Origin of the sequence: Coprothermobacter proteolyticus DSM 5265, from assembly GCF_000020945.1 — a bacterium.
Lineage (GTDB): Bacteria > Coprothermobacterota > Coprothermobacteria > Coprothermobacterales > Coprothermobacteraceae > Coprothermobacter > Coprothermobacter proteolyticus.
Map to the genome: position 1 here is coordinate 608,568 of NC_011295.1, position 21,620 is coordinate 630,187.

A 21,620-nucleotide genomic window follows, 5' to 3' on the forward strand; every position below is an offset into this window, starting at 1 on the left:
ACAAGAACCTTCCGTTTTATTTAGTACGTCCTCATTTATGTTGTTGTCAATTTACTCTGTGTATTATTAATAGAAAAGTTCTGCCAGGTTGTACAATTCCTTGTCGGCCATTTTTACTTGAGCCGCGAGGTCAAAGTTAACTAACTCGAACTTACCACCTGTGAGTGCCACCATTTTTCCTGTAATGCCTTGTTTAACAGCGTTAACTAGTTCCATGCCCATTCGTGTAGCTAGTAGTCGATCCTGCACAGTTGGGCTGCCTCCTCTTTGCTGATGTCCAAGAACGGTTATACGTGTTTCCATGCCTGTGGCATCTTGTATTTCCTGCGCTAAAGCGTGTCCAACGCCACCTTCAGTGTTGGAAAGCCATGGCAGTTTTGCTCCTTCAGCAATGACAACGATGGAGAAGCCTCTCCCTGATTCCCTTCTCCTGTAGATATGGTTCACGATCTTATCTTTTTCCACTGTTACTTCTGGAATTACTATGAAGTCGGCGCCTCCTGCAATGCCACCGTAAAGTGCCAGCCAACCAGTTGCGCCTCCCATGGTTTCTACGACCATGACACGGTGATGTGCTTCTGCGGTAGTGTGTAACTTATCGAGTGCCTCAGCAATTGTTGTCACAGCCGTATCAAAACCAATGGTTTCGTCGGTGCCATTAATGTCATTATCGATGGTAAGAGGTAAAGCCAAAACAGGAACGTCGTGTTGCGTGAGTAGATCACAGGATGCCATTGTCTCTCTGTCTCCGAGAACAGCGAGAACGGTAATACGATACCGATCCATGACTTCCCTTATTGTTTGAACTTGAGCTTCATCAATGCGTGTTCTGGACGTGCCAAGTATGGTTCCACCCCTAGGCAAAATACCAGAGACGGATTTTGATGTTAGTATGATCACGTCGTCACTTAGAAGACCGGCAAAACCGCCCCTTACGCCCAAAACTTCCATGTCCATGTGATACGCACTTCTCACAATACTCCTGATAGCTGCATTGGCGCCTGGTGCGTCTGCGCCCGCAGTCAAAATAGCAATACGCTTCACCTGCATCTCTCCTTTCCTGTAACAAGTTTACAACAAATTTAGCGAAAAAGGACAGTATGCGTAAATGGTATATAAATAACCACTATTGACAAAGTGGTAAAAGGTGGTAATTTATGGTTAATGGGTACTATGGACGTACTTACAGGGGAGTATGAGTACACTTTGGACAGCAAGAGCCGTTTTTTGATGCCTGCTGAATTCAGGGCTTATTTGGGGGATCCAATGTATTTTGTTCGTGGTTTTGAAAACTGCATCTACGTGTACAGTGAGGAAAAGTGGCAGAAGATGGCTGAGGACATACGAAATCTTCCTTGGTCGTCCGATGCGGCTAGGTGGGTAAAGAGAATCTGGTTCAGCTCCTCGCTTAAGGTTAGAACGGATCCCCAAGGTCGCGTACTCATACCTCAGGTCTACAGAGAACATGTCTTGAAGTCGGGAAAAGTTGTAGTTTTGGGATGTTTTGACTACGTGGAAATATGGGACGAAGAACGCTGGAGGACGGAAGCCTCAGAAAAGATAGGCTTGTTAAGCCAGTTCCTTCAGGAGGCGAACCAATGACTAACTACATAGAGCACAAACCTGTCATGGCTAAGCAGGTCGCTGAGCTACTTGTTAGTAACGAAGAGGGCATTTACGTTGATGCAACTGCCGGTTCTGGCGGGCACCTAGGCCTTTTAGCGAATACTTATCCAGAGGCATCCTTTATCGGTATAGACATTGATCCTGAAGCGGTGAAGTTTCTTACTGAGAAGTTCGCAGGCGTGAGTAACGTAAGAATAATACGTGGAAACTACGCAGATCTACCAGACATACTTCATTCCATGGAGATTGGTCAAGTCGACGGTATACTGTTGGATTTAGGTATCTCTATGCATCAAGCACTGTCTGCCCAGCGGGGTTTTAGCATAAAGAATCCTGGCCCGTTGGACATGCGGTTTAGCATTGATCAAAAAGTAACTGCTTATGAGTTGGTTAACAGCCTAAGCGAAGAGCAGCTGGCAGACATCATTTATCGATATGGTGAAGAGAGAAGAGCAAGAAAGATCGCTAAGGCGGTGGTCGAAGCTCGCAAGGTAAAACCACTGGAAACCACTGATGAACTGGCTGATCTTGTGGCCCGGACTGTTGGTTACAGGGGAAGAATACATCCTGCCACACGGGTTTTTCAAGCTTTAAGAATCGCCACCAATCGAGAACTGGACAACTTGCAAGTAGCATTACCTCGGATTTTCCAGGTGCTAAAAGAGGGTGGAAGGCTTGCTGTAATTTCATACCACTCTTTGGAAGATCGCATCGTGAAGCAGTTCTTCAAAACGTGGGAAGAAGAGGGCAAAGGCTTGCGTCTGACAAAGAAAGTGGTAAAGCCTTCTCTAGAAGAAATTAATGAGAATCCCAGCAGCAGAAGTGCAAAATTGAGGGTTTTCAAGAAAGGGGTTGGGGGAAATGAAAACTAAGCAGTCTGCTTTGGCTGAGAGGCTGGAGTATGTACCGGAGCGCCCAGTGCAGAGACGCGCGGAAGCATCTAAATCGTACCCCCTTGAGAAGTTCCTGTCTCTTCTTATTTTAGTTAATGTTTTGTTAACTATGGGAGCAGTTTTCCTTTGTTACAGGCTATCCAGCAGTGTTTTTACTGTAGAATATTTAAGAAGAACAATGCTGGAAACTCAACAGGAGATATGGAAATTGAATACAGACTTAGAAATGGCAACAAACGAAAAAATGCAAGAGCTATTGGGCAATGCTAACTATTCTTATTCCTTAAGCGATATTGGGCAGCGTTAGTCATGTTGGCTTCTCAGTTAGCAAAAATAGTTAACGGGCAATTAGTGGGCGACGACTTTGAATTCGATCATGTTGCTTTCAGTAGTAATGACTGCAATCCTGGAACGCTCTTCATAGCACTGCCTGGTTCAAAGACTCATGGTGCTAAGTTTGCTACTCAAGCCATGCAAAATGGCGCCTCAGGATTATTAACTGATGTAGAGCCAGAGGCAAGTAACTATGTACTGGTGACGGACGCATTTGAAGCAGTAAAAAAATTAGGGGAAACTCTAGTTCGGAGCTACAGTGGCAAGATCGTAGTTGTTCTTGGGGCTAGCGGCAAAACCACATTAAAGGAGTTGGCTAGAAGCCTAGCACCTGTTAGGGTTTGGAGTAGCTACGGTAACAGAAATACCATCATTTCTCTGGTTACTGACCTTTTCAACGAGAGAGAAAGTGCTTTGAATGCGCCCTACTGGATACTGGAATTTGGCATTCACGACAAGAAAGACGCAGATGACTTCCTGCAGGTTTTCAATCCCTATGCGGCTTTGTTTACTTCATTAGGTGCTGAACATTTAGAGTTCCTTGAAAACGTGGATGTGGCGGTACGCACGAATTTGAAAGTGGGAATGGCAGCCACGAAGCGTTTTGCTCTTGTATCAGATGAATACTCTGTTGAAGATGCTATTCTATTCGGGTCACCTCAGACAAGCGCATGGTTTGACATTAGCAGTTTTACCTGTGATGGCTGTACACTGGGGAAGCTAATGTGCCATGGTGAAGAAAAAGACGTGGTGCTTCCATTTTGGGGAAAGCGTTCAGCGCAAAGCGTGGCGGGAGCAGCGGCTTTCTGGGTTTCTGAAGGATTTGGCTTGGATGAGCTACCCTGGGAAAACCTTGACACAATAAACATTTGGGGGCGGCAACAGCTTACCCGTTGGGGTGACTTATTGATCTTCTTTGATGCCTATAATGCAAATCCTGAAAGCATGAAAGAGTTCTTGGAAGTAGTTAGTGAAGTACCTTATGGTAAAAAAGGTTTAGTCATTGGTGATATGCTTGAGCTTGGCGAATACTCACATTACTGGCATCGAAAGCTTGCTCATTGGCTAAAGAAGTCTGGAATTCAGTACTTAATCTTGGTGGGTAATGAAGTGAAATATACATTGCGCGAACTAGAGAAAGTTGACGGACATGCCATGTACGTTGAATGGTACAGAGATGTCGAAACAGCGAGGTCTTTTTTCATGATTCCTGAGGATATTGAGCTCTTGGGTCTAAAGGGGTCGAGAAGAATAGCTTTGGAAAAACTCATTCAGGAGGTTTCCGAAGTTGAGTTCTGAGTTTGTACTTTTTTTTGGTTTTAGCGTCATACTTGGTTACTTTGTATTCTGGAGTTGCCTGCATCTTGGACTGCGTTGGGGATTTTATCCGAAGCGAATAAGAGAGTTTTATGATGATCAGTGGAAAGCACATGTGCCGCTGAGTGGCGGCCTGGGTTTTTTACTAATTGGTTTGCTACTTTACCTACGCTTTCGTCATCCTGCTTTGCTAATCGCACTGCTATCAGGGTTGGTAGGCCTTGCTGACGATGTGACAAAAACTCTACGTCAAGGACATGGCATGAAGGCTCGCTATAAGATTCTGTTACTTGTGTTGGTTTCACTGTGCTTTTTTTCTTTTGGCTATGGTGCAACAAGAGTGGCTTGGAGTTTCATTGTACTGTTGGCGACGACTTCAGCTACTAACTTTACCGATGGAGCAGATGGCCTCCTTGGTAGTGTTTTAGTTCCCGTTTTTTTGGTTCTACCCCAGAGTGGGGTTACGGGTGCTTTGTTGGGATCTTTAATTTCTTACTTGTTTTTTAATGCTTCCCCAGCAAGACTTTTTATGGGAGACACTGGTTCGCTTTTTTTTGGTGGTTTTTTGGCTTCGTTTATGCTTTTGCGAGGACAGGAATGGTGGCTTATACTCTTGTGCCTCATTGGTGTAATAGAGGTAGCTTCAGTGGTAATGCAGGTTGTCTATTTTAGACTAACGGGCGGTAAGCGCATATTCAGAATGACCCCAATACATCATCATTTCCAAAAACTAGGCTGGAGCGATCCACGTATTGTAACCTTGTTTACAGGTATGCAAGCTGTTGCGTGCACATTGTGTTGGGTGGGGTGGAACTGGCCATGGTAAATATTAAACCTGGTTTCTCTCAGGAACTTATGGGCAAGAACGTGCTCATTCTGGGTTACGGTGTATCTGGTCAAAGTGCGGAGCTGTTTATTTCACAGCGTGGTGGAAAAGTGTTTATTTACGATGAGAAACCCATAAAGCCGAAATTGGGTTGCGCTGTTAGTGATGTTCTAAATGAGCACTTCGACTTTTGCGTAACCTCACCTGGCTTTTCATTGGATCATCCAGTACTTAGGAGTTTAAAAGACCGAGGAGTTCCTGTGGTAGGCGAGTTGGAACTATCGTTTGACGCAAGCCGCTGGAACTACTGGATAGCGGTCACGGGAACGAATGGAAAGACTACCACCACGTCCTTTATTGGCCATCTACTGAGGACAGCGGGGTTCAACGTCGTAGTTGGTGGGAATATTGGCGTTCCCGTAACCTCGTTTCTAAATGAACCCATAAGTGAGACGATTATCGTTGCTGAAGTCAGTTCGTTCCAATTAGAAACTGTGCATACTTTCAGGCCACAGGTAGCAGTTTTTTTAAATCTCACACCAGATCACTTGGACAGACACGGCAGTATGGAAAACTACTTTCAAACTAAAGCTAGAATATTCAAATTACAACAGCCTCAGGATTTAGGAGTACTGAATGCAGAAGACAGATGGGCAAGTTCTCTAATAGGAAGCCTTAAAAGCCGTACTTTGGCTTTCGGTATCGAAAAAGGCGATGTGCACTGGTCTGAGGGTTTCCTGAATGTATTGGGCACAACTGTTGCTAGTGTCTCTGATGTGAAGCTAAGGGGTCGACATAATTTAGCAAACATAGCGGCAGGTGTAGCTGCTTGTTACCACTTGTTACCTGATGGTTTCGACTTTGGAAGTGCCATTTCGCAATTTTGTGCACCAGAACATCGTATTGAGTTCGTGCGTTCGGTGGGCGGTGTGAGTTTTTACGACGATTCGAAAGCTACAAACCCTGATTCCACCATTGTGGCGTTGGAAGCCTTTCAAGAGCCGGTGGTAGTTATTTTAGGCGGCAGGAATAAGGGTATGGATTTTGCGGCTTTGGCAGAGTTCATAAAGCGAAAGTCCACGGTCAAGTGGGCTGTAGTTATGGGTGAAGCCAAAGAATCCATAAAGGAGTCTCTGCTGGCAAATGGTTTCGAAAACATAAGCGAAGCTGATAGTTTGGAAGAAGCAGTGCATTTGGCTTATGAGATTGCTGCTCCTGGCGATGTGGTTTTGCTATCACCTGCTTGCGCATCTTTTGACATGTTTAAGAATTTTGAAGAGCGTGGTGACCGGTTTAAGGAGATCGTAAGAAAGCTATGACAAGGTTTTTGCGCGCACTGTTCGGTTTTGCACTCATAATCGTTGTTTTCATGATAGGGTTATTAACTTGGCAGCCTGGCAGTGTGGCGTACAAGGATGTAGTTTTGTACGTTGTAGTAATTGGCGCTGCTTATTGGCTTTCATATGTCTTTTTTTTCCTTCTTGGGAAGGGAGAGCTGCTGAGTAGCTTACAGTGGGTGGTAAGTGTTGTTCTGTTTGTTACACTTGTGCTTACTCTTTATGTTGGAGAGACGCGATACGGTTCCAAGAGATGGCTTAACGGTGTACAGGTTTCTGAGTTTTCAAAATTGCTCCTTTTACCAGGTTTGTTTAAAAGTTCTGGAACGTATTTGCTGGTTGGGCTAATAAGTGCATTTTTGGTCATTTTGGAGCCTGATTTGGGTACTGGATTGATCATTGCGGCATCAGTTATTATTGGTTCACTTGTCAAGATGCTAAAAGGGAGAAATACGAACATGATCTGGACTGTTATCATAGCAGCTATTGTTGTTTTGCCTGTTGTTTTCTCTTACTCGTTGGAGCTGCGGCAGGGTGTGGTTGCTAGAATAGCTGAAATGCCAACGTTCCACGAGCACTGGGAAGATCGATTTCAAAACTGGGCAGATCCACTCAGGGATCCATTTGGAGAAAGTTATCAGACTCTGTCGGCTTTGAATTCTCTAGGACAATCTGCTGGATTTGGTAAAGGTATAGGGATGTTGACTACATTACCTGTGTCTTGGGCAGATTATGCTTTTGCTGAGCTTGTTAGAAAATTCGGATTGCTTTCTGGCCTGTTGGTTCTGATGTTACTGGGCCTTTTGGTTCAGCTCATCCTTAATTGGGGCGGTCGGAGTAAATACTACGTTGCTGCAGTGCTCATGCTGCATGTGATTGTTAATCTTTACACGGTGGCAAATGTGCTTCCTGCTACTGGTATTCCTTTGCCTTTTGTTGGCAGAGCACTTCAGAACTCTGTAGTACTGTCGGCTCTTACGGGAGCAGCTTTGGGAGAGGCAACTTAACATGGTACTTGTGGTGGGTGGAGCCAGCGCTGGGCACAACATACCTGCTCAGATAATGGGGAATCTTTTAAAAGAAGCAGGTGTTGATGTAACCTTCTACAAGCCAAATGAGAAAGTTCCCTGGAATGATGTAAAGGCTGTACTAGCGACAGGTAGTAGAAAGAGTTTGCCTACGGCTCTGCAGGCAAAACTTCGGGGAAAGAAACTCATTCTTCACGAGCAAAATGTGATTCCCGGAAGAGCCAATCGTTTTATGGCCGGTATGGCGGATTTAATTTTTCTTGCTTTTGAAGAGTCAAGGGTATTCTTCCACAGCCACGACTGGAACAAGCTGGTGTTTGTGGGTATGCCAGTAAGAGAGCCTACAACTGATGCTGAAGAGCTTAAGAAAAAGATGCGCGTTCAAAAGCCATTGCTTTTGGTGACTGGAGGAAGTCAAGGTTCGGCATTCTTAAATTTTCTTACGAAAGAAGTACTTATGGGATTACGAGATAAGTACTTCATCGTGCACCAGTGTGGTTCACTTGAAGATGAGCGTTTCATGCAAGGTTACATCAGAGCGCAATCATTGCCTGATTTGCAGAATTATGTAGCTGCTGCGGATGTGGTCATTGCTAGGTCTGGTTCATCAACACTTCATGAGTGTTTGCACTTTGGCACACAAGCTATTTTCTTTCCTATGGCGTATTCCACTGACCGTCATCAATGGGCAAACGCGGAAGTGTTCAAACAGAAATACGGTTATCCTTTTTTCTGGGAACATGTGGTAAAACCCAGTGAACTGCTCTCTCAAGTGGAAGAACTCTTGGGTAAAGGTCGTAGGAATCCAGTAGAGGTCTTTAATTCAAGCGATTTTGTGGAAGCAGTTAGGAGGGTGGTCTCATGAACATAGTTGTACTTTTCGGAGGTACTTCGCCTGAGAGAGAGATTTCTTTAAAGAGTGGCGAGAACATAGCAGCGACGCTTCGTGCTCGTGGACACCAAGTTGAAACACTGGACACTGCAGTTCCTAACTTTGTAGAACAACTTATGCAGCTAAAACCAGATTGTGTTTTTCCCGCTCTACATGGTGCCGATGGTGAGGACGGCAAGATTCAAGGCCTGCTGAGTATACTACACATTCCCTATGTTGGTTCTGATGTGCGAGCATCAGTAATTACCATGGATAAGTATTTGACAAAACTGGTAGCGTTGCAGAGCGGAATCCCTACACCATCTTTCATATATGTGTATGATCCACACTTAGTTCCCGATTATTGGGACGTTGAACGTAAGCTGGGTTCACCGTTCATAGTTAAGCCCTGTGATGTTGGATCCACCATTGGGCTCAGCTTGGTTCGCAGTGCGAGCGAGTACGAGGTAGCATTGGAAGAAGCCTTTCGCTTCAGTGACAGGCTTCTACTAGAGGAGTTCATTGATGGTTTTGAAGTAACGGTTGGTTTGTTCAGACTAGGGGGCGATTTTTTGGTGCTTCCGCCCATATATGTGGTAAAGCCTGATAGGATTTTTGACTATGATACGAAGTATAAACCAGGTGGTGCCAAGCACGTGTATGACTTACCTATTTCAGTGGAAGCCCGTGAAAGGTTGACTTCTTACTCGAAGCGAATATGCAAGATTGTAGGTATTGGTGGAGTAGCACGTTTGGACTACATTGTAAAAGATGAAACGCCATATCTCTTGGAAATTAACAGCATCCCGGGCATGACTGCAGAAAGTTTAGTACCTGACGAGGTGCGTCATGCCGGCAGGGATTTTGGTGAGTTTCTGGAAGATTTGATAAAAGATGCGCTATAGCATGGTTGTAGTGGGTATCATAATATTAGTGGCATTTGTTGGATTTGCTTACTTTGTGACTTACAAACCCTGGACATTTGTTTTCAATGTTCCTGAGTATAGTAAGTACGAGAAATCTTGGTCAGACCAAAAGAGTTTGAAGGAAATAGTAGGTTTTTATGTTCCTGGTATGTCAACTGTACAGTTCGATTTACGCAAAAGACAGATCAGTATGAATCTGGTTTTACCAAAACCCGAAGGATGCGTAGTAGTAAACGGTGACACGTTGGTGGTTGTTGGAGCTAAGACCATTGAAGGAGATCTGTACTCAGCAAAGGTACTGAAAGGATGCGTTACCGTGGACACATGGGATGAAAGCAGAAGGAAAGTTACAAATGCACTAAAAGCTCAAGGCATAACGCCCATTGCTATTAAGTTTAGCGATGGTTTCTTTGAAGTTACTGGTAAGCGGCAATGCGGTAATGGCGTTATAAAGGTAACCATGGAGAACTTGGATAAACTGGGTTTCATAAAACAGTTTTGGGGTGATTGCCAATATCATGAGTACAGGCTTTTGTATGATAGTGGGGCGGTTTTGAAATGAAACGGGCAAGTTATTGGATAATTTTGCTTCTTACGTTGTTCATTTGCTTTATTCTGGGTTATCAGCGTAGCGTCGTTGCACGGAGTTCTTATGTGTTGACTAGCAGAAAAGGACAGCTTATTGCACAAATTGAGCAGAAGGAAAATGATCTGAACCGCCTTAAAGAAGAAGTACAAAGCTTGACAGAAGAAGTAGCTTCTTTCCCTCAGGTTACACCAAGTACGGAGCTGGAGGTAAAGTTGGCTGAGCAAGAGGAGAAACTCGGGTTTTCTGAACTTAAGGGACCAGGGATCATAATAACTTTGGCAGACTCAAAGCAAAAGCCAAAACCTGATGATGATCCTAACTACTACATCGTGCATGATTGGCAGATAAGGAATTTGGTACGTTTTCTTCTCGGGGTTGGCGCCGATGGCGTTGCAGTTAACGATCAGCGGATTGTGTTTAATTCAGAGATTGTCTGTGCTGGTCCTATTATCATAGTGAACGGTCAAAGGTTGTCGCCTCCTTATCGCATTTTTGTTGTAGGCGATCCTAAGTTGCTTCAGGAAAAGCTAGAGAGTTTTCCTGACCTGGAGCTGTTAAAGGCCCTTCGCGATACCTATGGTTTGGTTTTCCAGCTTGAGACTTCGCCAAGTGTTTCTCTGCCAGGTCGACCTGTGGAGGTGCTAATGAGTGCGAAATAAGTGGCTTCTCTTTTTGGCTTTAGCGATAATGGTATTTGTTTCGGCTTTTGGTATGGGTTTCTCCAGAAGTGGGCAACAAGTTGACTTGAATTCGCTTTCGGAAAGTGATTTGGCCATGCTTTATGCAAAATCATTGGATGAAATTAATAGGTTGGAATCTGCAAAAGAAGTCCTGCTTGAAAAACTTAGGGAGCTAAAAAGCACGAGCCATGATATCGATTCACTGAATCGTCAACAAAGGGAGCTTGTGGCTCGTTTGGAGTCTTTGTCTTGCGATGCAGCTTTAACCGGTTCAGGCATAACCATCACGGTCGATGTTCCTGAAGGTGCGTTCTTAAGTTGGGATTGGGCCATAACGCTCGTAAACAATGCCTATAGCGCTGGTGCGCTAGGTGTGTCTGTGAACAATGTAAGACTTAGTCCTAAGTGGTATGTCTATTATGAAAGTGGGCAGTTGTTTGTTGAGGGTAAAGCGTTGACTTCGCCATTTGTTTTTGATATTGTGGGAGAACCAGAATCCATATTGTCAGCTATGTACTTGCCCAGCGGCGTATTTGACACACTACAGGTATGGGGGGTTAGAATAGAACATGAGCTCGAACCAGAACTCACAATCCAGAAATGCGATCGCTAGAAATCTAGTACTAGCTGTTTCGGTTATTGTAGTAGCAATTATAGGCTTTTATTTTGGTATGAAGTACGGTCAGCGTAGTTCTTTTTCAGCCTCACAGGTTCGTTACATAGGAGTTCTGGTACTTGTCGTGTTAGATGCCATATTTGGTGGTATAAGGGCGGAGATACAAGACATGTTTGACATTGTCATATTCACGTCAGGTATTGCCGTGGGTGGTTTGATGGCCGTTTGGCTTTTGTTTTTGGGCGATTTGTTTGGTATTGATTTAAGTTTGGCGGCTGTGGTAACGTTTGGGGGTCGCATATTCCAAAATGTGTCTATTATCAGAAGAATATTAATTGAGAAGATAAGGAGGGCAAGGTGATGGAGGAACGTATTCCAGATTTGTGGGAGGGTATCCAGGCTCAAATAAAAGTAGTAGGCATCGGAAGTGCTGGAAACAATGCTCTAAATCGCATGATACTTGGAGGTATTGATGGTGTGGAGTTTATTGCCATGAATACCGATGTTCAGGCTTTGTCGAAGTGCTTGGCACCGCAGAAACTGAATTTGGGGCCAAAACTGACGCGTGGTTTGGGAGCTGGTCTAGATCCTGAAAAGGGGAAAGCAGCTGCAGAAGAAAGCGTTGAAGAAATTAAGAAACTCCTTGAAGGCGCTGACTTAGTTTTCATTACAGCTGGCTTGGGTGGTGGCACTGGTACTGGAGCGTCACCAATTGTGGCCAGGGTGGCGAAAGATTTAGGTGCTCTTGTGGTCGCTGTGGTCTCAAAGCCTCATGCGTTTATCGAGGGGACGACACGTTACAAGATTGCAGAAGAAGGACTTCGACAACTGGCTGAGCATGTGGACGCTCTAATTCCCATATCCAATGAAAACATTTTCAAAATGGGTAACTCTGAAATGACTTTGGATGAAGCATTTGGTTTAGGAGACCAGGTGCTTATGCAGGGTGTTAGAGGCATTTCAGAAATCATATTAAAGCCAGGGTTCATAAACGTTGATTTTGCGGATGTGCGTATGGTACTGGAGAACGCAGGCACGGCTGTCATGGGCATAGGTAGCGGTACAGGAGATAATAGAGCTGAGAAGGCAGCACAACAGGCTATTTCTTCGCCCCTATTGGAGTTTAGGCCAACTGGTGCTAGCAGACTGCTATATAACATAACTGTGAAGCCTGGAAATATCACTACCAAGGACATATCCAGTATTGCGGAAATATTCCAACAAATTGTCAGTGACGATGCGCTCATTAAGTTCGGTGTGGTGTACGATGAACAGTTGGAGGACAACAAGATCGAAGTAACACTCATCGCTAGTGAATTTAAGAACGAAACCACTAGAACAGCCACTTTAGGTGCTTCCAAAGAGCAGCCCGTAAAAGAGGTTAAGCGAGTTACCATACCAGAAATCTTTGGTAGATGACTTGGAAGGAGCAGCAAGAGCTTAAACGTATTAAAGCCAGTGAGCGTTGGCTTTGGCAACCTCGTTTTTATGGGGCTGATACCGAACTTGTAGTGTTTCCAGGCCCTTACAATGTTGGCATTGCGAACCTGGGGTACCAGTTTCTGTTAAGTAGATTATTGCAGCTCAATAAGTCTTTTGACCGTTTCTTCATTGATCCTCGCTTACCCTCGGCAACAAGTCTTGATACGGAAAGGTCTCTTCTGGACTATGGTCGATGGGATATAACACTACCTTTTGAAGAAAATCTTTTAGAGCTCATAAAACTCCTCATGAAGCTTGATATTCCACTGGAAGCATCGGCTAGGGATTATCCTGTGCTAAATGCGGGTGGCGCCATGGCTCTTATTAACCCAGAGCTGGTATCTTTTATTGCTGACGAAGTATTCGTGGGTGAGGCTGACGAAGAATGGCCTGAGAAAAGAAATAGAGCAGAACGTAAGGTGGCAAAAAACTTTGGTGTGCATTCAGTGGTTACAAGTTCGCAGAGTGTGTTTAGAGACACCATGCTGATTGAGATTGCACGTGGGTGTATGTGGTCTTGTAAGTTCTGTTTCTACAGGCAAGCTTACGGTGCTATCAGGTTCGTACCAAAAGAAAGAGTGCTGAACACCATGGCAACGCTTAAAGAACAAGGTTTTGAAAAAGTTGGATTCGTTGCTGCCAACGTAAGCGATGTTCCTTGGCTTAAAGACATTTTGAACTATGGAAAGGATCTTGGTATGAGAGTTAGTGTCTCTTCATTGGCTGTAGAAACACTATCGCAGGAGGTCATGAGGCTTTTGAGGACGCTTGGCGTACAGCAACTCACTCTGGCTGTGGAACACGGTGATGAAAAGGTAAGAAAGCAACTTGGGAAACCCTTCTCCGATGAGGATCTAATAAACACGTTAAAGGCAGCAGAGGCTTTGGGATACAGAGGTGTCAAACTTTACTTCATAAACGGAATCACACCTGATTGGAGATTCAATGCGGAAAGCGCAAGTAAACTTCTAAATGATATTAGAAAAGCTGTGAAAATGTCCATTAAAGTATCAGCGTCCGTCTTTGTGCCAAAACCAGGTACTGCCATGAAGGATGAGGCGTTTCCATCAGAACAGCTAATCGATATGGAAAGAAAGATGCTTTTAAGCAACTCTGCTGGAATTTCCTTTGCCTTTGAGCCTTACTGGGAGGCTCAAAAGGAATTTGTTATGAGCCGTCTAAGCCCGGAAGATTTACCCACGTTTGTTTCAATTTTAAATGAAAAGGGTGAACGGAAGGCAATTCAGTTTTTTTCTGAAAAATACAGCAATTAGGCGGTTCTCAAGTGTTATCATATATTTACAACTGGCGCACAGATTATTTTGCTTTTCAGAAGGAGCGGTAAGCATTGGATAAGCTAGTAAACAATTTTGTGGTAAATTTGGGAAGTGTTCAGGAGGATGGCCATGGCTAAGGAAAATGAGAAATACAACGGTACTATTAATCTGCCGAAACCTTTATTACCCATGAAAGCAAACTTGCCACAAACTGAAGAAACGTGGCTAAAGTTTTGGGAAGATGATAATGTTTTTGAAAAAGCGCTTGAGAAGCGTAAGAATTCTCCGCTGTTTATTTTACATGATGGTCCTCCTTATGCAAATGGGGATATTCACTTAGGGACTGCTCTTAATAAGGTTCTAAAGGACGCAGTCAATAAATACAAACTGCTTCGCGGTTTTAAGACTCCTTATGTTCCTGGGTGGGATACCCATGGTTTGCCCATCGAGCAGCAGGTGACCAAACAAACAAAAATAAACCCTGAGGATTTCGCCGTAACTGAGTGGCGTGACAAATGCAAAGATTTTGCACTTTCATATATTGATAAGCAAATGAAAAGCTTCAAGCGGCTAGGGGTCTTGGGACTTTGGAAGGACTACTACGCCACCTTTAAGCCTGAGTATGAAGGGAAAGAACTAGAGATCCTCGCTGACCTAGTTGAGAAGGGGTTCGTGATAAGAAAGAGACGTCCTGTTTATTGGTGTCCCCACTGTAAGACAACGCTTGCGGAAGCAGAAATTGAATACCGTGAGAAGGTTTCACCTTCCATTTTTGTAGCGTTTCCGGCTAAGGGCGGTTCTTACAAGACCATCGCATGGACTACGACGCCTTGGACGTTGCCAGACAATGTGGCATTGGCTTTTCACCCTGAAGAAAGCTATGTGTTTGTAAATACGGGCGAGGATACATTTGTGGTTGCCGAAAAACGTTTGCAGGACGTTGCTAAGGAGCTCAGTTGGTTTGATTACGAAGTTGTGGCATCAAAGCCAGGTGCTGCTTTTGAAGATGAACGATTTGAACATCCCGTTTATGATGACAAAGAGACTGTGGCCATTTTAGCTGATTTCGTATCCATGGAAGATGGAACTGGCATTGTACACATTGCTCCAGGTCATGGAGAGGAAGACTACCTCGTTTGGGAGGAAAAAGGGCTAGACTTCCCTATGATGATAGATGATAGCGGCCGGTTTACGGAGCAAGCAGGGTTCTTGGCTGGTGTTTTCTATGCTGATGCCAATGATATGGTTCTTGACCTTCTTACTAGAAAAGGCAAACTCCTGCATAAAGGTATGGTAACGCACTCATATCCACACTGTTGGCGGTGTCATAATCCGGTAATATTCAGAGCCTTGAGCCAGTGGTTTATCGATGTTGATCTTTACCGCAATGAAGCATTGGAAGCCTTGAAAGAAGTTCAGTGGATACCCATGGGTTCCGATGTTCGCATTGGAGATATGGTGAAGAGCAGACCAGACTGGTGTTTGAGCCGCCAAAGAATCTGGGGCGTCCCAATACCGTCAATAAAATGTAGTCATTGTGGGCGCTCTATTCTGGATCCTCGTGTGGTGCGGAACGTGGCTGCAGTTGTGAGGAAAGAAGGATCTAACATTTGGTATTCAGAGCCGTTGGAAGCGTTCTTACCCGCAAAAATGGAATGTCCTGATTGCGGTTCAAAAGACTTTGAGAAAGAATACGACATTTTGGATGTGTGGTTTGATAGCGGCGTAAGTCACTATGCGGTTCTGGAGCAGTATGACGGAATGCGGTGGCCAGCAGACCTTTATTTGGAAGGTTATGACCAGCACCGTGGCTGGTTTCAGACCAGCCTCCTAACGGCTGTACCTCTTAAAGGGCAAGCCCCTTATAAGACAGTTTTGTCTCATGGTTTTGTCTTGGACGAGTCCGGAAGAGCCATGTCCAAGAGCTTAGGCAATGTGATTGATCCCTCTGATGTTGTCGCCAATGTGGGAGCAGACGTTCTAAGATTGGCGCTTCTCATGAGTGACTACACTGCCGACATTCAAGTGGGGCAAAACATCTTCAATCAAGCTTCTGAAATTTACAAGAAGATAAGGAATACGTTCCGATTCATGGAAGGGAACTTGTTTGATTTTCAAAGTTCTGACGAGGTTCCTTTTGCCGAGATGAAACCTCTGGACAGATGGATTCTGGGCCGATGGACTGACATGAAAAGAAAACTTTCTTCAGCCTTTGACAATTATGAATTCTACAGCTTTGTAAGTATTTTCCATAGTTTTTGTGTGAAAGAACTGAGTTCTACATACTTAGATGCCATTAAGAGCAGATTGTACCTTAAAAAACCTGACAGCGAAGAGAGGAGAAGTGCACAGACAGCCTTGAAAATAATGGCTACAGAATTCCCTGTGCTCATAGCGCCCATTCTTACGTTTACTGCTGAGGAAATGTGGCAGGCTTTACTGAGCAGGGGCTTGGTTACGGAAAAGTCGGTATACTTCTCGGACTGGCCCGATTCTGCTTTCTCTTTAACTGAGGAAGAATCAAGCTTCTGGGAAAATGCTTTACGTCTTAGAGAAAAAGCAAATGAGCAAATGGAAAAACTGAGGAAAGAAAAATCCATTGGTCATTCGTTGGATGCTTCAGTAGTTGTTTATGGAAGCGGGACCGAATTCTTATCCCATTCTGAGTGGGCGGAGTTTCTTGTGGTTTCCTCAGCTCAGATTAAGAATGAAGGTAAAGAGTGGGATATAGAGGTAGAAAAGGCCTTGGGAGTAAAATGCGCACGATGCTGGAGGGTTAGGGAGGACGTTGGCCTGGATGCTGAGTACCCTGACATATGTGGAGAGTGCTTGGACGATATAACTGGATAGTACTAGGTATTTACGGCTTCCTAACGGACAGGATTTGTAAATATGTGGTCCTAAAGGGAGGAACCTACATTATCAATGAAGGTGTCTCTTTCGGGGTCAGTTTAGGGAAAAACACTGACTACATAGTGGTTGTTGCCATGTTCTTGCTTCTGTGGGCGACTTTAGGTGAAAAAAGATACTTGTGGCTTTCTTTTTTTGGTGCTCTTGGGAACGTTCTTGATAGGTGGCTCTACGGTGGTGTTGTTGATTACATAAAGATAGGAAACTTCCCTTGGTTCAACGTTGCTGACTTTCTCATTGTGTTGGGGCTTTGCCTATGGGCAATGAAGCAGATAGGGTTATTACCGGAATAGTCCAGCAAGAAGCTAGGTTGGATTTAGCTCTAATGGAGATTATAGATGATGAGGGAATATCTCGGACGTGGATACAGAATAACATTAAGGCCGGCCTGGTTAGGTGCAACGGTGACGTGGTAACAAAGCCTTCTTTAAGGGTAAAAAAAGGCGATCTCTTAGAAATTAGGTTGCGGTCAAGAATAAGCGAACTCCAACCTGCTGATGTGGAGTACTCAGTGGTTTATTACGATGAACATTTGGCAGTTATTGATAAGCCTCCAAACTTGGTGGTGCATCCTGCTCCAAGTGTTAAAGGGCTAACTCTTTGCCATGGGTTACTCAAGGATTTTCCGCAAGTGAAGAATGTGGGTAGTGCTGAGCGTCCAGGTATTGTGCACCGGCTGGATAAAGACACTTCTGGACTAATGCTTGTAGCTCTTTCTGAAAAGGGCTATGCAGGTTTGACAAAGATGATCAGTGAAAAAAGTGTTAGCAGGAAGTATTTAGTGGCGGTTTACGGTGTTGCAAACAGGCCTTTCGAAGTGGACGCTCCCATTGGTAGGGATCCGAGAAACCCAACACGTATGGCTGTGGTTCCGCATGGAAAGAATGCCTATACGCGGTTCCGACCTGTACAATGTTTGGAAAAGGTTAGTCTGTTGGAGGCTGAGCTTTTCACTGGTAGAACTCATCAAATTAGAGTCCATTTGAGCCATGCCGGCTTTTATGTTCTTGGAGATCCCGTTTATGGAAACGTGGAGAGCCGTTTGCTGGCGCCAAGGGTGTTTCTTCACAGTTACTATTTGGAACTGGAACACCCTATTACTGGTGAGCGTCTGTTTTTTGTCAGTCCTCTGCCTGAGGATTTAGATGAATGTTGGCATATTTTAGGAGGCGGTGACGTTGTATACCCTACGATTTGTGCGTGAGAATGAGAATCTTATGAGAGAGGCATTAAGGAAAAGACAATACGATGAATCCATTGTTGACCAGCTATTGGCTGTAGATGAACAGCGTAGAAAGGAAGTTACTTCTCTGCAGGAACTGAACACGAGAAGAAATGAATTAACGTCCGTGGTTTCCAAGAAAAAGAAAGATGGAACTGACGCGTCCCAGGAAATAGAGCTACTTAAAAAACTCAAGGAAGAAGTTTCAGTGAAAGAAACCATCGTGTCGGAGCTTGAATCGAAAATTCAAGAAATACTAAAACAGTTGCCGAACATTCCACATGAGTCGGTACCTACTGGAAAAGACTCGTCCGAGAATGTGGAAGTGCGGCGATGGGGAGAGCCAAGGACCTTTGCGTTTGAACCTAAACCTCACTGGGAAATAGGGGAAAACATGAACATATTGGATTTTCAAAGAGCTGCGAAAATATCTGGTTCACGCTTCGTAGCGTATCAAGGATTGGGTGCGCTGTTGGAATTAACGCTCATAAACTTCATGGTGTGGACTCATGTAAAGGATCATGGTTACACATTTGTTATTCCCCCTTACCTGGTAAAAAGCGATACAGCCTTTGGTACAGGTCACTTGCCGAAGTTTAAGGATGAGATGTATTACTGTCCCGAGGACGATCTTTACCTTATACCAACAGCAGAACTTCCCATGGTGGCGTATCACAGTGGAGAGGTTCTTGTTGAGGCAGAGTTACCTAAGCGGTATGTGGCTTATTCTGCTTGTTTCAGGAGAGAAGCAGGAGCGGCAGGAAGAGACACCAGGGGTCTGATTAGAAGGCATCAGTTTAATAAAGTGGAGCTAATAAAGATAACAAAACCTGAAGACTCCTATAATGAATTGGAGTCCATGGTGAGTGATGCTGAGTCCATATTGCAACTTCTTGAGCTTCCTTACAGAGTTGTTTTACTGTGTACTGGTGATATGGGCTTTGCCGCTGCTAAGACTTATGACATTGAAGTGTGGATGCCTTCTTACGGCCGCTATGTTGAAATCTCCTCATGTTCGAATACTGAAGGTTTTCAGGCTCGCAGAGCTAACGTGAGAATGCGTCGACCTGATGGTTCTAATGACTATCCACATATGCTCAACGGATCTGGGTTGGCTGTAGGTAGAACTTTAGCGGCGATTATGGAGAATTACCAAAGAGAAGATGGAACTTTCGACATTCCTCAAGCGCTGCGGGCTTTCATGTTCGCTTAACTCAGTGACGTTGTCTGCTGTTTATGGAGTAAAACCTTTGAAGAGCATGACGTCGCGCACTACCTGTCTGAACCAAGGCGCTGCAACGTAAACGGCTAAAGAAGGACTTATCTTCTGTGGTCTGTCAATGCTGATAAGGAGAATCATTTCTGGGTTATCACCTGGTAGGAGCCCCACGTAAGAATAAAGTCTGTCGGTTTGGTTGTATTGCCCGTTTACGGGGACCTGTGCAGTTCCTGATTTCGCTGCCACATTGAAATATTTGCCTTTATAGGGAACAGCAGCTGCGGATACGGTGGGAGTTGCAATAGTCTTCATAATATTCCGTACAATGTTGGCGGATTCAGGACTAACAACTCTGGTAGGCGTTGCAGTGGGAAATTCGATGTGCTGATCTCCCACTGTGATGCTCTTAACTAACCTTAAGTTATAAAGCAGTCCATTATTAGCAATGGCAGTATAGGCTCTGACAAACTGCAGAGGCGTGAGAGCCACTCCCTGGCCAAAACCCGCGTTGAGTAGACTGGCTTGTGTATTTTGAGGCAAAATGGACTTAGCTTCGCCAGGGAAGTGCAGTACGGGATCATCCATGCCATAGCGTTTCAGGCCAGCTATCAGCCTGTCGTAGCCAGTCTTCTTTGCTACTGTGGCCATGTAAATGTTGCTGGACTGTTGGAGAGCCTTAGTTAGATCTACGGTTCCAAGGAATTTCCAATCTCTTATGGTTATCCCATCTATTTGGGTAACTCCAGGTGAATAGACCGTAAAAGAAGTATCTATGGCGCCTACATCGAGCGCCCATGCCATGACTAAAGGTTTGAAGATGGACCCGGGCTCAAATAACTCTTGGTATAGCGGTGAACTACCTGCTTTGTTTTTTGTAAAAGCCGATCCTGCCAGAATGTCCCCTTTGTTTGATATGATCACTATCCATGCTCTTTCTGGCCCCAACTGATCTGCAATTTGCGAAACGTAATCATCGGTGATTTTTTGTAAACCTGCATCAATGGTTGTCTCCACCGTGGGTTGAGTGGAGGTCTTGGAGAAAACGAATCTGGTGCTCAGAACCAGGTCTAGAGCAGCCTCGAGCCCTGTGTTGCCTCCGGGAGTATGTGTTCCCACCAGGAATCGGGTGCTGTCTGCTTGCTGACGTTGTTCACGAAGTTCTACCCAGGCATAGGGAGTATCCACGTTTACGTGTGGCAGAGACTGTATTTCCTCGCACTTGAGCTGCACAATCTTTTCCAATTCTTCGTTACAGGAACTCTCGAGAAGTGCTTTAGGTCCCCATAGACGCTTTGTTATGCTCGAACTATTATAGGCGATGGCGCCTCCGCTTGAGGTTATGGATCCTCTTAGAACCAAAGAAGGCGACAAAGGTTTTTCTGCCTGATCATGGATGTATTCGATGGATGTAAACACTGATATGAACATGATTACAAAAGCTGTAAACAGTAGCAGTGGTATCATTACGTAGCGTTTCACGCTTATAATGTTAGCATGCATGTTGCAGAAACCGAGAAAGGAGGGATGTCATGATAATAACTGTTACATTGAACCCTGCAATTGACATGTGGCTGACGGTTCCAGCTTTGGAGAAAGGAAAGTTTGTTAGATCGGAAAAAGAGCGTTTGAATGCAGGGGGGAAAGGTGTCATCATTGCAAGGATTTTGCAGAAGCTAAACATGGGACCTGTGGTAGCATCAGGCATTTTAGCTGGTAGAACTGGGCTAACGCTGGAGGATTATCTTTCCAGGGAGAAAGTGCCTGCAAACTTTGTGTTTTTACCAGGCTTTGACACCAGACTGAACATTGAAATTGTCGATAGCACCGACAATTCTGTTACTCAGATAAACACAACTGGTCCTTCCGTGTCTGAGGAACATGTCCAGCAGCTCATAAACAACATTCTGCGCATAAGTCATGCTGACGATCTGGCAGTGCTGGCAGGTCACGTGCCTGTGGGTCTATCAGAGGACGTGTATGTGCAAATATCAGACACATTAATGAAAAAAGGTCTGAAAGTGGTGGTTAACGCAGGTGCGCAGTTTGTGAAGCCTGTGTTGGAATCCAGTAGTGATGTTGGAGTAGTTCTGGATCCCAAAGGGCCCAACGGATTCCAGATAACTTCGCTGGATGACGAGGTTGAATTGGTAAAAAAGTACCTAAAAGAGAGACCTGTTTTGAGTTTCTCGTGGTCAAACACCGAAAATGTCATTGGTATGAATGGAAAGATTTATCATGCCAGAATTGTAAACCCTAACATTAGAACGCTTTGGGGAGCTAACTCTGCGCTGACCGCTGGTTTGGTGTATGGTGTTCACGAAGGACTAGCTCCTGAGGAAACAATTTCTTTGGCCATGGCCATGGCTTATTATGTGGCACGAGATCCGTGGGCGTTATTTGATAATCCAAATCCTTTTGATGAGATCACAAAGTTAAGAGATTCCATTGAGGTAAGGTTAATCTAGGCT

At 44.6% G+C, this 21,620-nt stretch carries 22 protein-coding genes; 20 read left to right on the top strand and 2 right to left on the bottom strand.

The genetic code is table 11. The features are described 5' to 3' along the window. Nucleotides 1–66: 66 nt before the first annotated feature. Nucleotides 67–1,044: a 6-phosphofructokinase gene (locus COPRO5265_RS03100; RefSeq protein ID WP_012544272.1), complete on the bottom strand. Its 978-nt coding sequence runs from the start codon at nt 1,042–1,044 to the stop codon at nt 67–69. Nucleotides 1,045–1,164: 120 nt separating this feature from the next. On the opposite strand from COPRO5265_RS03100, the gene mraZ reads away from it, so the two are divergent. From mraZ to serS, 19 genes are all read left to right on the top strand, one after another. After that, complete coding sequence (mraZ, locus tag COPRO5265_RS03105) at nt 1,165–1,602, top strand: division/cell wall cluster transcriptional repressor MraZ (protein ID WP_012543781.1); 438 nt, start codon at nt 1,165–1,167, stop codon at nt 1,600–1,602. Then, entirely contained in the window at nt 1,599–2,498 is a 900-nt protein-coding gene (gene rsmH / locus COPRO5265_RS03110; protein WP_012544475.1) for a 16S rRNA (cytosine(1402)-N(4))-methyltransferase RsmH, read from the top strand. Before mraZ ends, rsmH begins: the two co-directional genes overlap by 4 nt. Beyond that, complete coding sequence (locus COPRO5265_RS03115; RefSeq protein WP_012543975.1) at nt 2,488–2,826, top strand: hypothetical protein; 339 nt, start codon at nt 2,488–2,490, stop codon at nt 2,824–2,826. The genes rsmH and COPRO5265_RS03115 overlap by 11 nt, the downstream gene beginning before the upstream one ends. A gap of 2 nt (nt 2,827–2,828) precedes the next feature. Next, nucleotides 2,829–4,151 carry a glutamate ligase domain-containing protein gene (locus COPRO5265_RS03120; protein WP_012544614.1) on the top strand — a complete coding sequence of 441 codons (1,323 nt, stop codon included), beginning with the start codon at nt 2,829–2,831 and terminating at the stop codon, nt 4,149–4,151. Further along, nucleotides 4,141–4,995: an MraY family glycosyltransferase gene (locus tag COPRO5265_RS03125; protein ID WP_012544708.1), complete on the top strand. Its 855-nt coding sequence runs from the start codon at nt 4,141–4,143 to the stop codon at nt 4,993–4,995. Before COPRO5265_RS03120 ends, COPRO5265_RS03125 begins: the two co-directional genes overlap by 11 nt. Beyond that, nucleotides 4,989–6,314, top strand: coding sequence for a UDP-N-acetylmuramoyl-L-alanine--D-glutamate ligase (gene murD, locus COPRO5265_RS03130; protein WP_012543887.1), 1,326 nt, complete (start codon nt 4,989–4,991; stop codon nt 6,312–6,314). The genes COPRO5265_RS03125 and murD overlap by 7 nt, the downstream gene beginning before the upstream one ends. Continuing rightward, nucleotides 6,311–7,339: an FtsW/RodA/SpoVE family cell cycle protein gene (locus COPRO5265_RS03135; protein ID WP_012544340.1), complete on the top strand. Its 1,029-nt coding sequence runs from the start codon at nt 6,311–6,313 to the stop codon at nt 7,337–7,339. The genes murD and COPRO5265_RS03135 overlap by 4 nt, the downstream gene beginning before the upstream one ends. 1 nt (nt 7,340) lies before the next feature. Next, nucleotides 7,341–8,225 carry a UDP-N-acetylglucosamine--N-acetylmuramyl-(pentapeptide) pyrophosphoryl-undecaprenol N-acetylglucosamine transferase gene (locus tag COPRO5265_RS03140; RefSeq protein ID WP_012544071.1) on the top strand — a complete coding sequence of 295 codons (885 nt, stop codon included), beginning with the start codon at nt 7,341–7,343 and terminating at the stop codon, nt 8,223–8,225. Further along, complete coding sequence (locus tag COPRO5265_RS03145; RefSeq protein WP_012544524.1) at nt 8,222–9,136, top strand: D-alanine--D-alanine ligase family protein; 915 nt, start codon at nt 8,222–8,224, stop codon at nt 9,134–9,136. The genes COPRO5265_RS03140 and COPRO5265_RS03145 overlap by 4 nt, the downstream gene beginning before the upstream one ends. Continuing rightward, on the top strand, nt 9,126–9,719 hold the full coding sequence (locus tag COPRO5265_RS03150) for a hypothetical protein (protein WP_012543512.1): 594 nt from the start codon (nt 9,126–9,128) through the stop codon (nt 9,717–9,719). The genes COPRO5265_RS03145 and COPRO5265_RS03150 overlap by 11 nt, the downstream gene beginning before the upstream one ends. Next, a complete protein-coding gene (locus tag COPRO5265_RS03155; RefSeq protein WP_012544359.1) occupies nt 9,716–10,405 on the top strand; it encodes a DUF881 domain-containing protein in 690 nt (229 codons plus the stop codon). Before COPRO5265_RS03150 ends, COPRO5265_RS03155 begins: the two co-directional genes overlap by 4 nt. After that, entirely contained in the window at nt 10,395–11,039 is a 645-nt protein-coding gene (locus COPRO5265_RS03160) for a DUF881 domain-containing protein (protein WP_012543562.1), read from the top strand. Before COPRO5265_RS03155 ends, COPRO5265_RS03160 begins: the two co-directional genes overlap by 11 nt. Beyond that, complete coding sequence (locus tag COPRO5265_RS03165; protein ID WP_012543833.1) at nt 10,996–11,403, top strand: small basic family protein; 408 nt, start codon at nt 10,996–10,998, stop codon at nt 11,401–11,403. Before COPRO5265_RS03160 ends, COPRO5265_RS03165 begins: the two co-directional genes overlap by 44 nt. Then, nucleotides 11,403–12,461 carry a cell division protein FtsZ gene (ftsZ, locus tag COPRO5265_RS03170; RefSeq protein WP_012543731.1) on the top strand — a complete coding sequence of 353 codons (1,059 nt, stop codon included), beginning with the start codon at nt 11,403–11,405 and terminating at the stop codon, nt 12,459–12,461. The genes COPRO5265_RS03165 and ftsZ overlap by 1 nt, the downstream gene beginning before the upstream one ends. Further along, entirely contained in the window at nt 12,458–13,798 is a 1,341-nt protein-coding gene (locus COPRO5265_RS03175; RefSeq protein WP_012543784.1) for a B12-binding domain-containing radical SAM protein, read from the top strand. The genes ftsZ and COPRO5265_RS03175 overlap by 4 nt, the downstream gene beginning before the upstream one ends. Before the next feature lie 132 nt (nt 13,799–13,930). Continuing rightward, nucleotides 13,931–16,651: an isoleucine--tRNA ligase gene (gene ileS, locus COPRO5265_RS03180; protein ID WP_012544464.1), complete on the top strand. Its 2,721-nt coding sequence runs from the start codon at nt 13,931–13,933 to the stop codon at nt 16,649–16,651. Beyond that, a complete protein-coding gene (locus tag COPRO5265_RS03185; RefSeq protein ID WP_012543450.1) occupies nt 16,618–17,004 on the top strand; it encodes a signal peptidase II in 387 nt (128 codons plus the stop codon). Before ileS ends, COPRO5265_RS03185 begins: the two co-directional genes overlap by 34 nt. Then, nucleotides 16,968–17,915, top strand: coding sequence for an RluA family pseudouridine synthase (locus tag COPRO5265_RS03190; protein WP_012544445.1), 948 nt, complete (start codon nt 16,968–16,970; stop codon nt 17,913–17,915). Before COPRO5265_RS03185 ends, COPRO5265_RS03190 begins: the two co-directional genes overlap by 37 nt. Next, nucleotides 17,890–19,146, top strand: a complete 1,257-nt coding sequence (serS, locus tag COPRO5265_RS03195; protein ID WP_012544326.1) for a serine--tRNA ligase — start codon at nt 17,890–17,892, stop codon at nt 19,144–19,146. The genes COPRO5265_RS03190 and serS overlap by 26 nt, the downstream gene beginning before the upstream one ends. A gap of 21 nt (nt 19,147–19,167) precedes the next feature. On the opposite strand, the gene COPRO5265_RS03200 is transcribed toward serS, so the two are convergent. Next, nucleotides 19,168–20,631, bottom strand: coding sequence for a penicillin-binding transpeptidase domain-containing protein (locus tag COPRO5265_RS03200; RefSeq protein ID WP_236608242.1), 1,464 nt, complete (start codon nt 20,629–20,631; stop codon nt 19,168–19,170). A gap of 50 nt (nt 20,632–20,681) precedes the next feature. On the opposite strand from COPRO5265_RS03200, the gene COPRO5265_RS03205 reads away from it, so the two are divergent. Further along, entirely contained in the window at nt 20,682–21,617 is a 936-nt protein-coding gene (locus tag COPRO5265_RS03205) for a 1-phosphofructokinase family hexose kinase (RefSeq protein ID WP_012544898.1), read from the top strand. Nucleotides 21,618–21,620 lie beyond the last annotated feature (3 nt).

Excerpts from the sequence above, each read along its gene's own strand:
- murD (WP_012543887.1), top strand. The coding sequence starts at position 4,989 with ATGGTAAATATTAAACCTGGTTTCTCTCAGGAACTTATGGGCAAGAAC.
- COPRO5265_RS03185 (WP_012543450.1), top strand. The coding sequence starts at position 16,618 with ATGTGGAGAGTGCTTGGACGATATAACTGGATAGTACTAGGTATTTAC.
- COPRO5265_RS03115 (WP_012543975.1), top strand. The coding sequence starts at position 2,488 with ATGAAAACTAAGCAGTCTGCTTTGGCTGAGAGGCTGGAGTATGTACCG.
- COPRO5265_RS03150 (WP_012543512.1), top strand. The coding sequence starts at position 9,126 with ATGCGCTATAGCATGGTTGTAGTGGGTATCATAATATTAGTGGCATTT.
- COPRO5265_RS03175 (WP_012543784.1), top strand. The coding sequence starts at position 12,458 with ATGACTTGGAAGGAGCAGCAAGAGCTTAAACGTATTAAAGCCAGTGAG.
- COPRO5265_RS03190 (WP_012544445.1), top strand. The coding sequence starts at position 16,968 with ATGGGCAATGAAGCAGATAGGGTTATTACCGGAATAGTCCAGCAAGAA.
- COPRO5265_RS03165 (WP_012543833.1), top strand. The coding sequence starts at position 10,996 with ATGAGCTCGAACCAGAACTCACAATCCAGAAATGCGATCGCTAGAAAT.
- COPRO5265_RS03140 (WP_012544071.1), top strand. The coding sequence starts at position 7,341 with ATGGTACTTGTGGTGGGTGGAGCCAGCGCTGGGCACAACATACCTGCT.
- ileS (WP_012544464.1), top strand. The coding sequence starts at position 13,931 with ATGGCTAAGGAAAATGAGAAATACAACGGTACTATTAATCTGCCGAAA.
- COPRO5265_RS03145 (WP_012544524.1), top strand. The coding sequence starts at position 8,222 with ATGAACATAGTTGTACTTTTCGGAGGTACTTCGCCTGAGAGAGAGATT.
- COPRO5265_RS03135 (WP_012544340.1), top strand. The coding sequence starts at position 6,311 with ATGACAAGGTTTTTGCGCGCACTGTTCGGTTTTGCACTCATAATCGTT.
- COPRO5265_RS03120 (WP_012544614.1), top strand. The coding sequence starts at position 2,829 with ATGTTGGCTTCTCAGTTAGCAAAAATAGTTAACGGGCAATTAGTGGGC.
- COPRO5265_RS03155 (WP_012544359.1), top strand. The coding sequence starts at position 9,716 with ATGAAACGGGCAAGTTATTGGATAATTTTGCTTCTTACGTTGTTCATT.
- rsmH (WP_012544475.1), top strand. The coding sequence starts at position 1,599 with ATGACTAACTACATAGAGCACAAACCTGTCATGGCTAAGCAGGTCGCT.
- COPRO5265_RS03205 (WP_012544898.1), top strand. The coding sequence starts at position 20,682 with ATGATAATAACTGTTACATTGAACCCTGCAATTGACATGTGGCTGACG.
- mraZ (WP_012543781.1), top strand. The coding sequence starts at position 1,165 with ATGGGTACTATGGACGTACTTACAGGGGAGTATGAGTACACTTTGGAC.
- ftsZ (WP_012543731.1), top strand. The coding sequence starts at position 11,403 with ATGGAGGAACGTATTCCAGATTTGTGGGAGGGTATCCAGGCTCAAATA.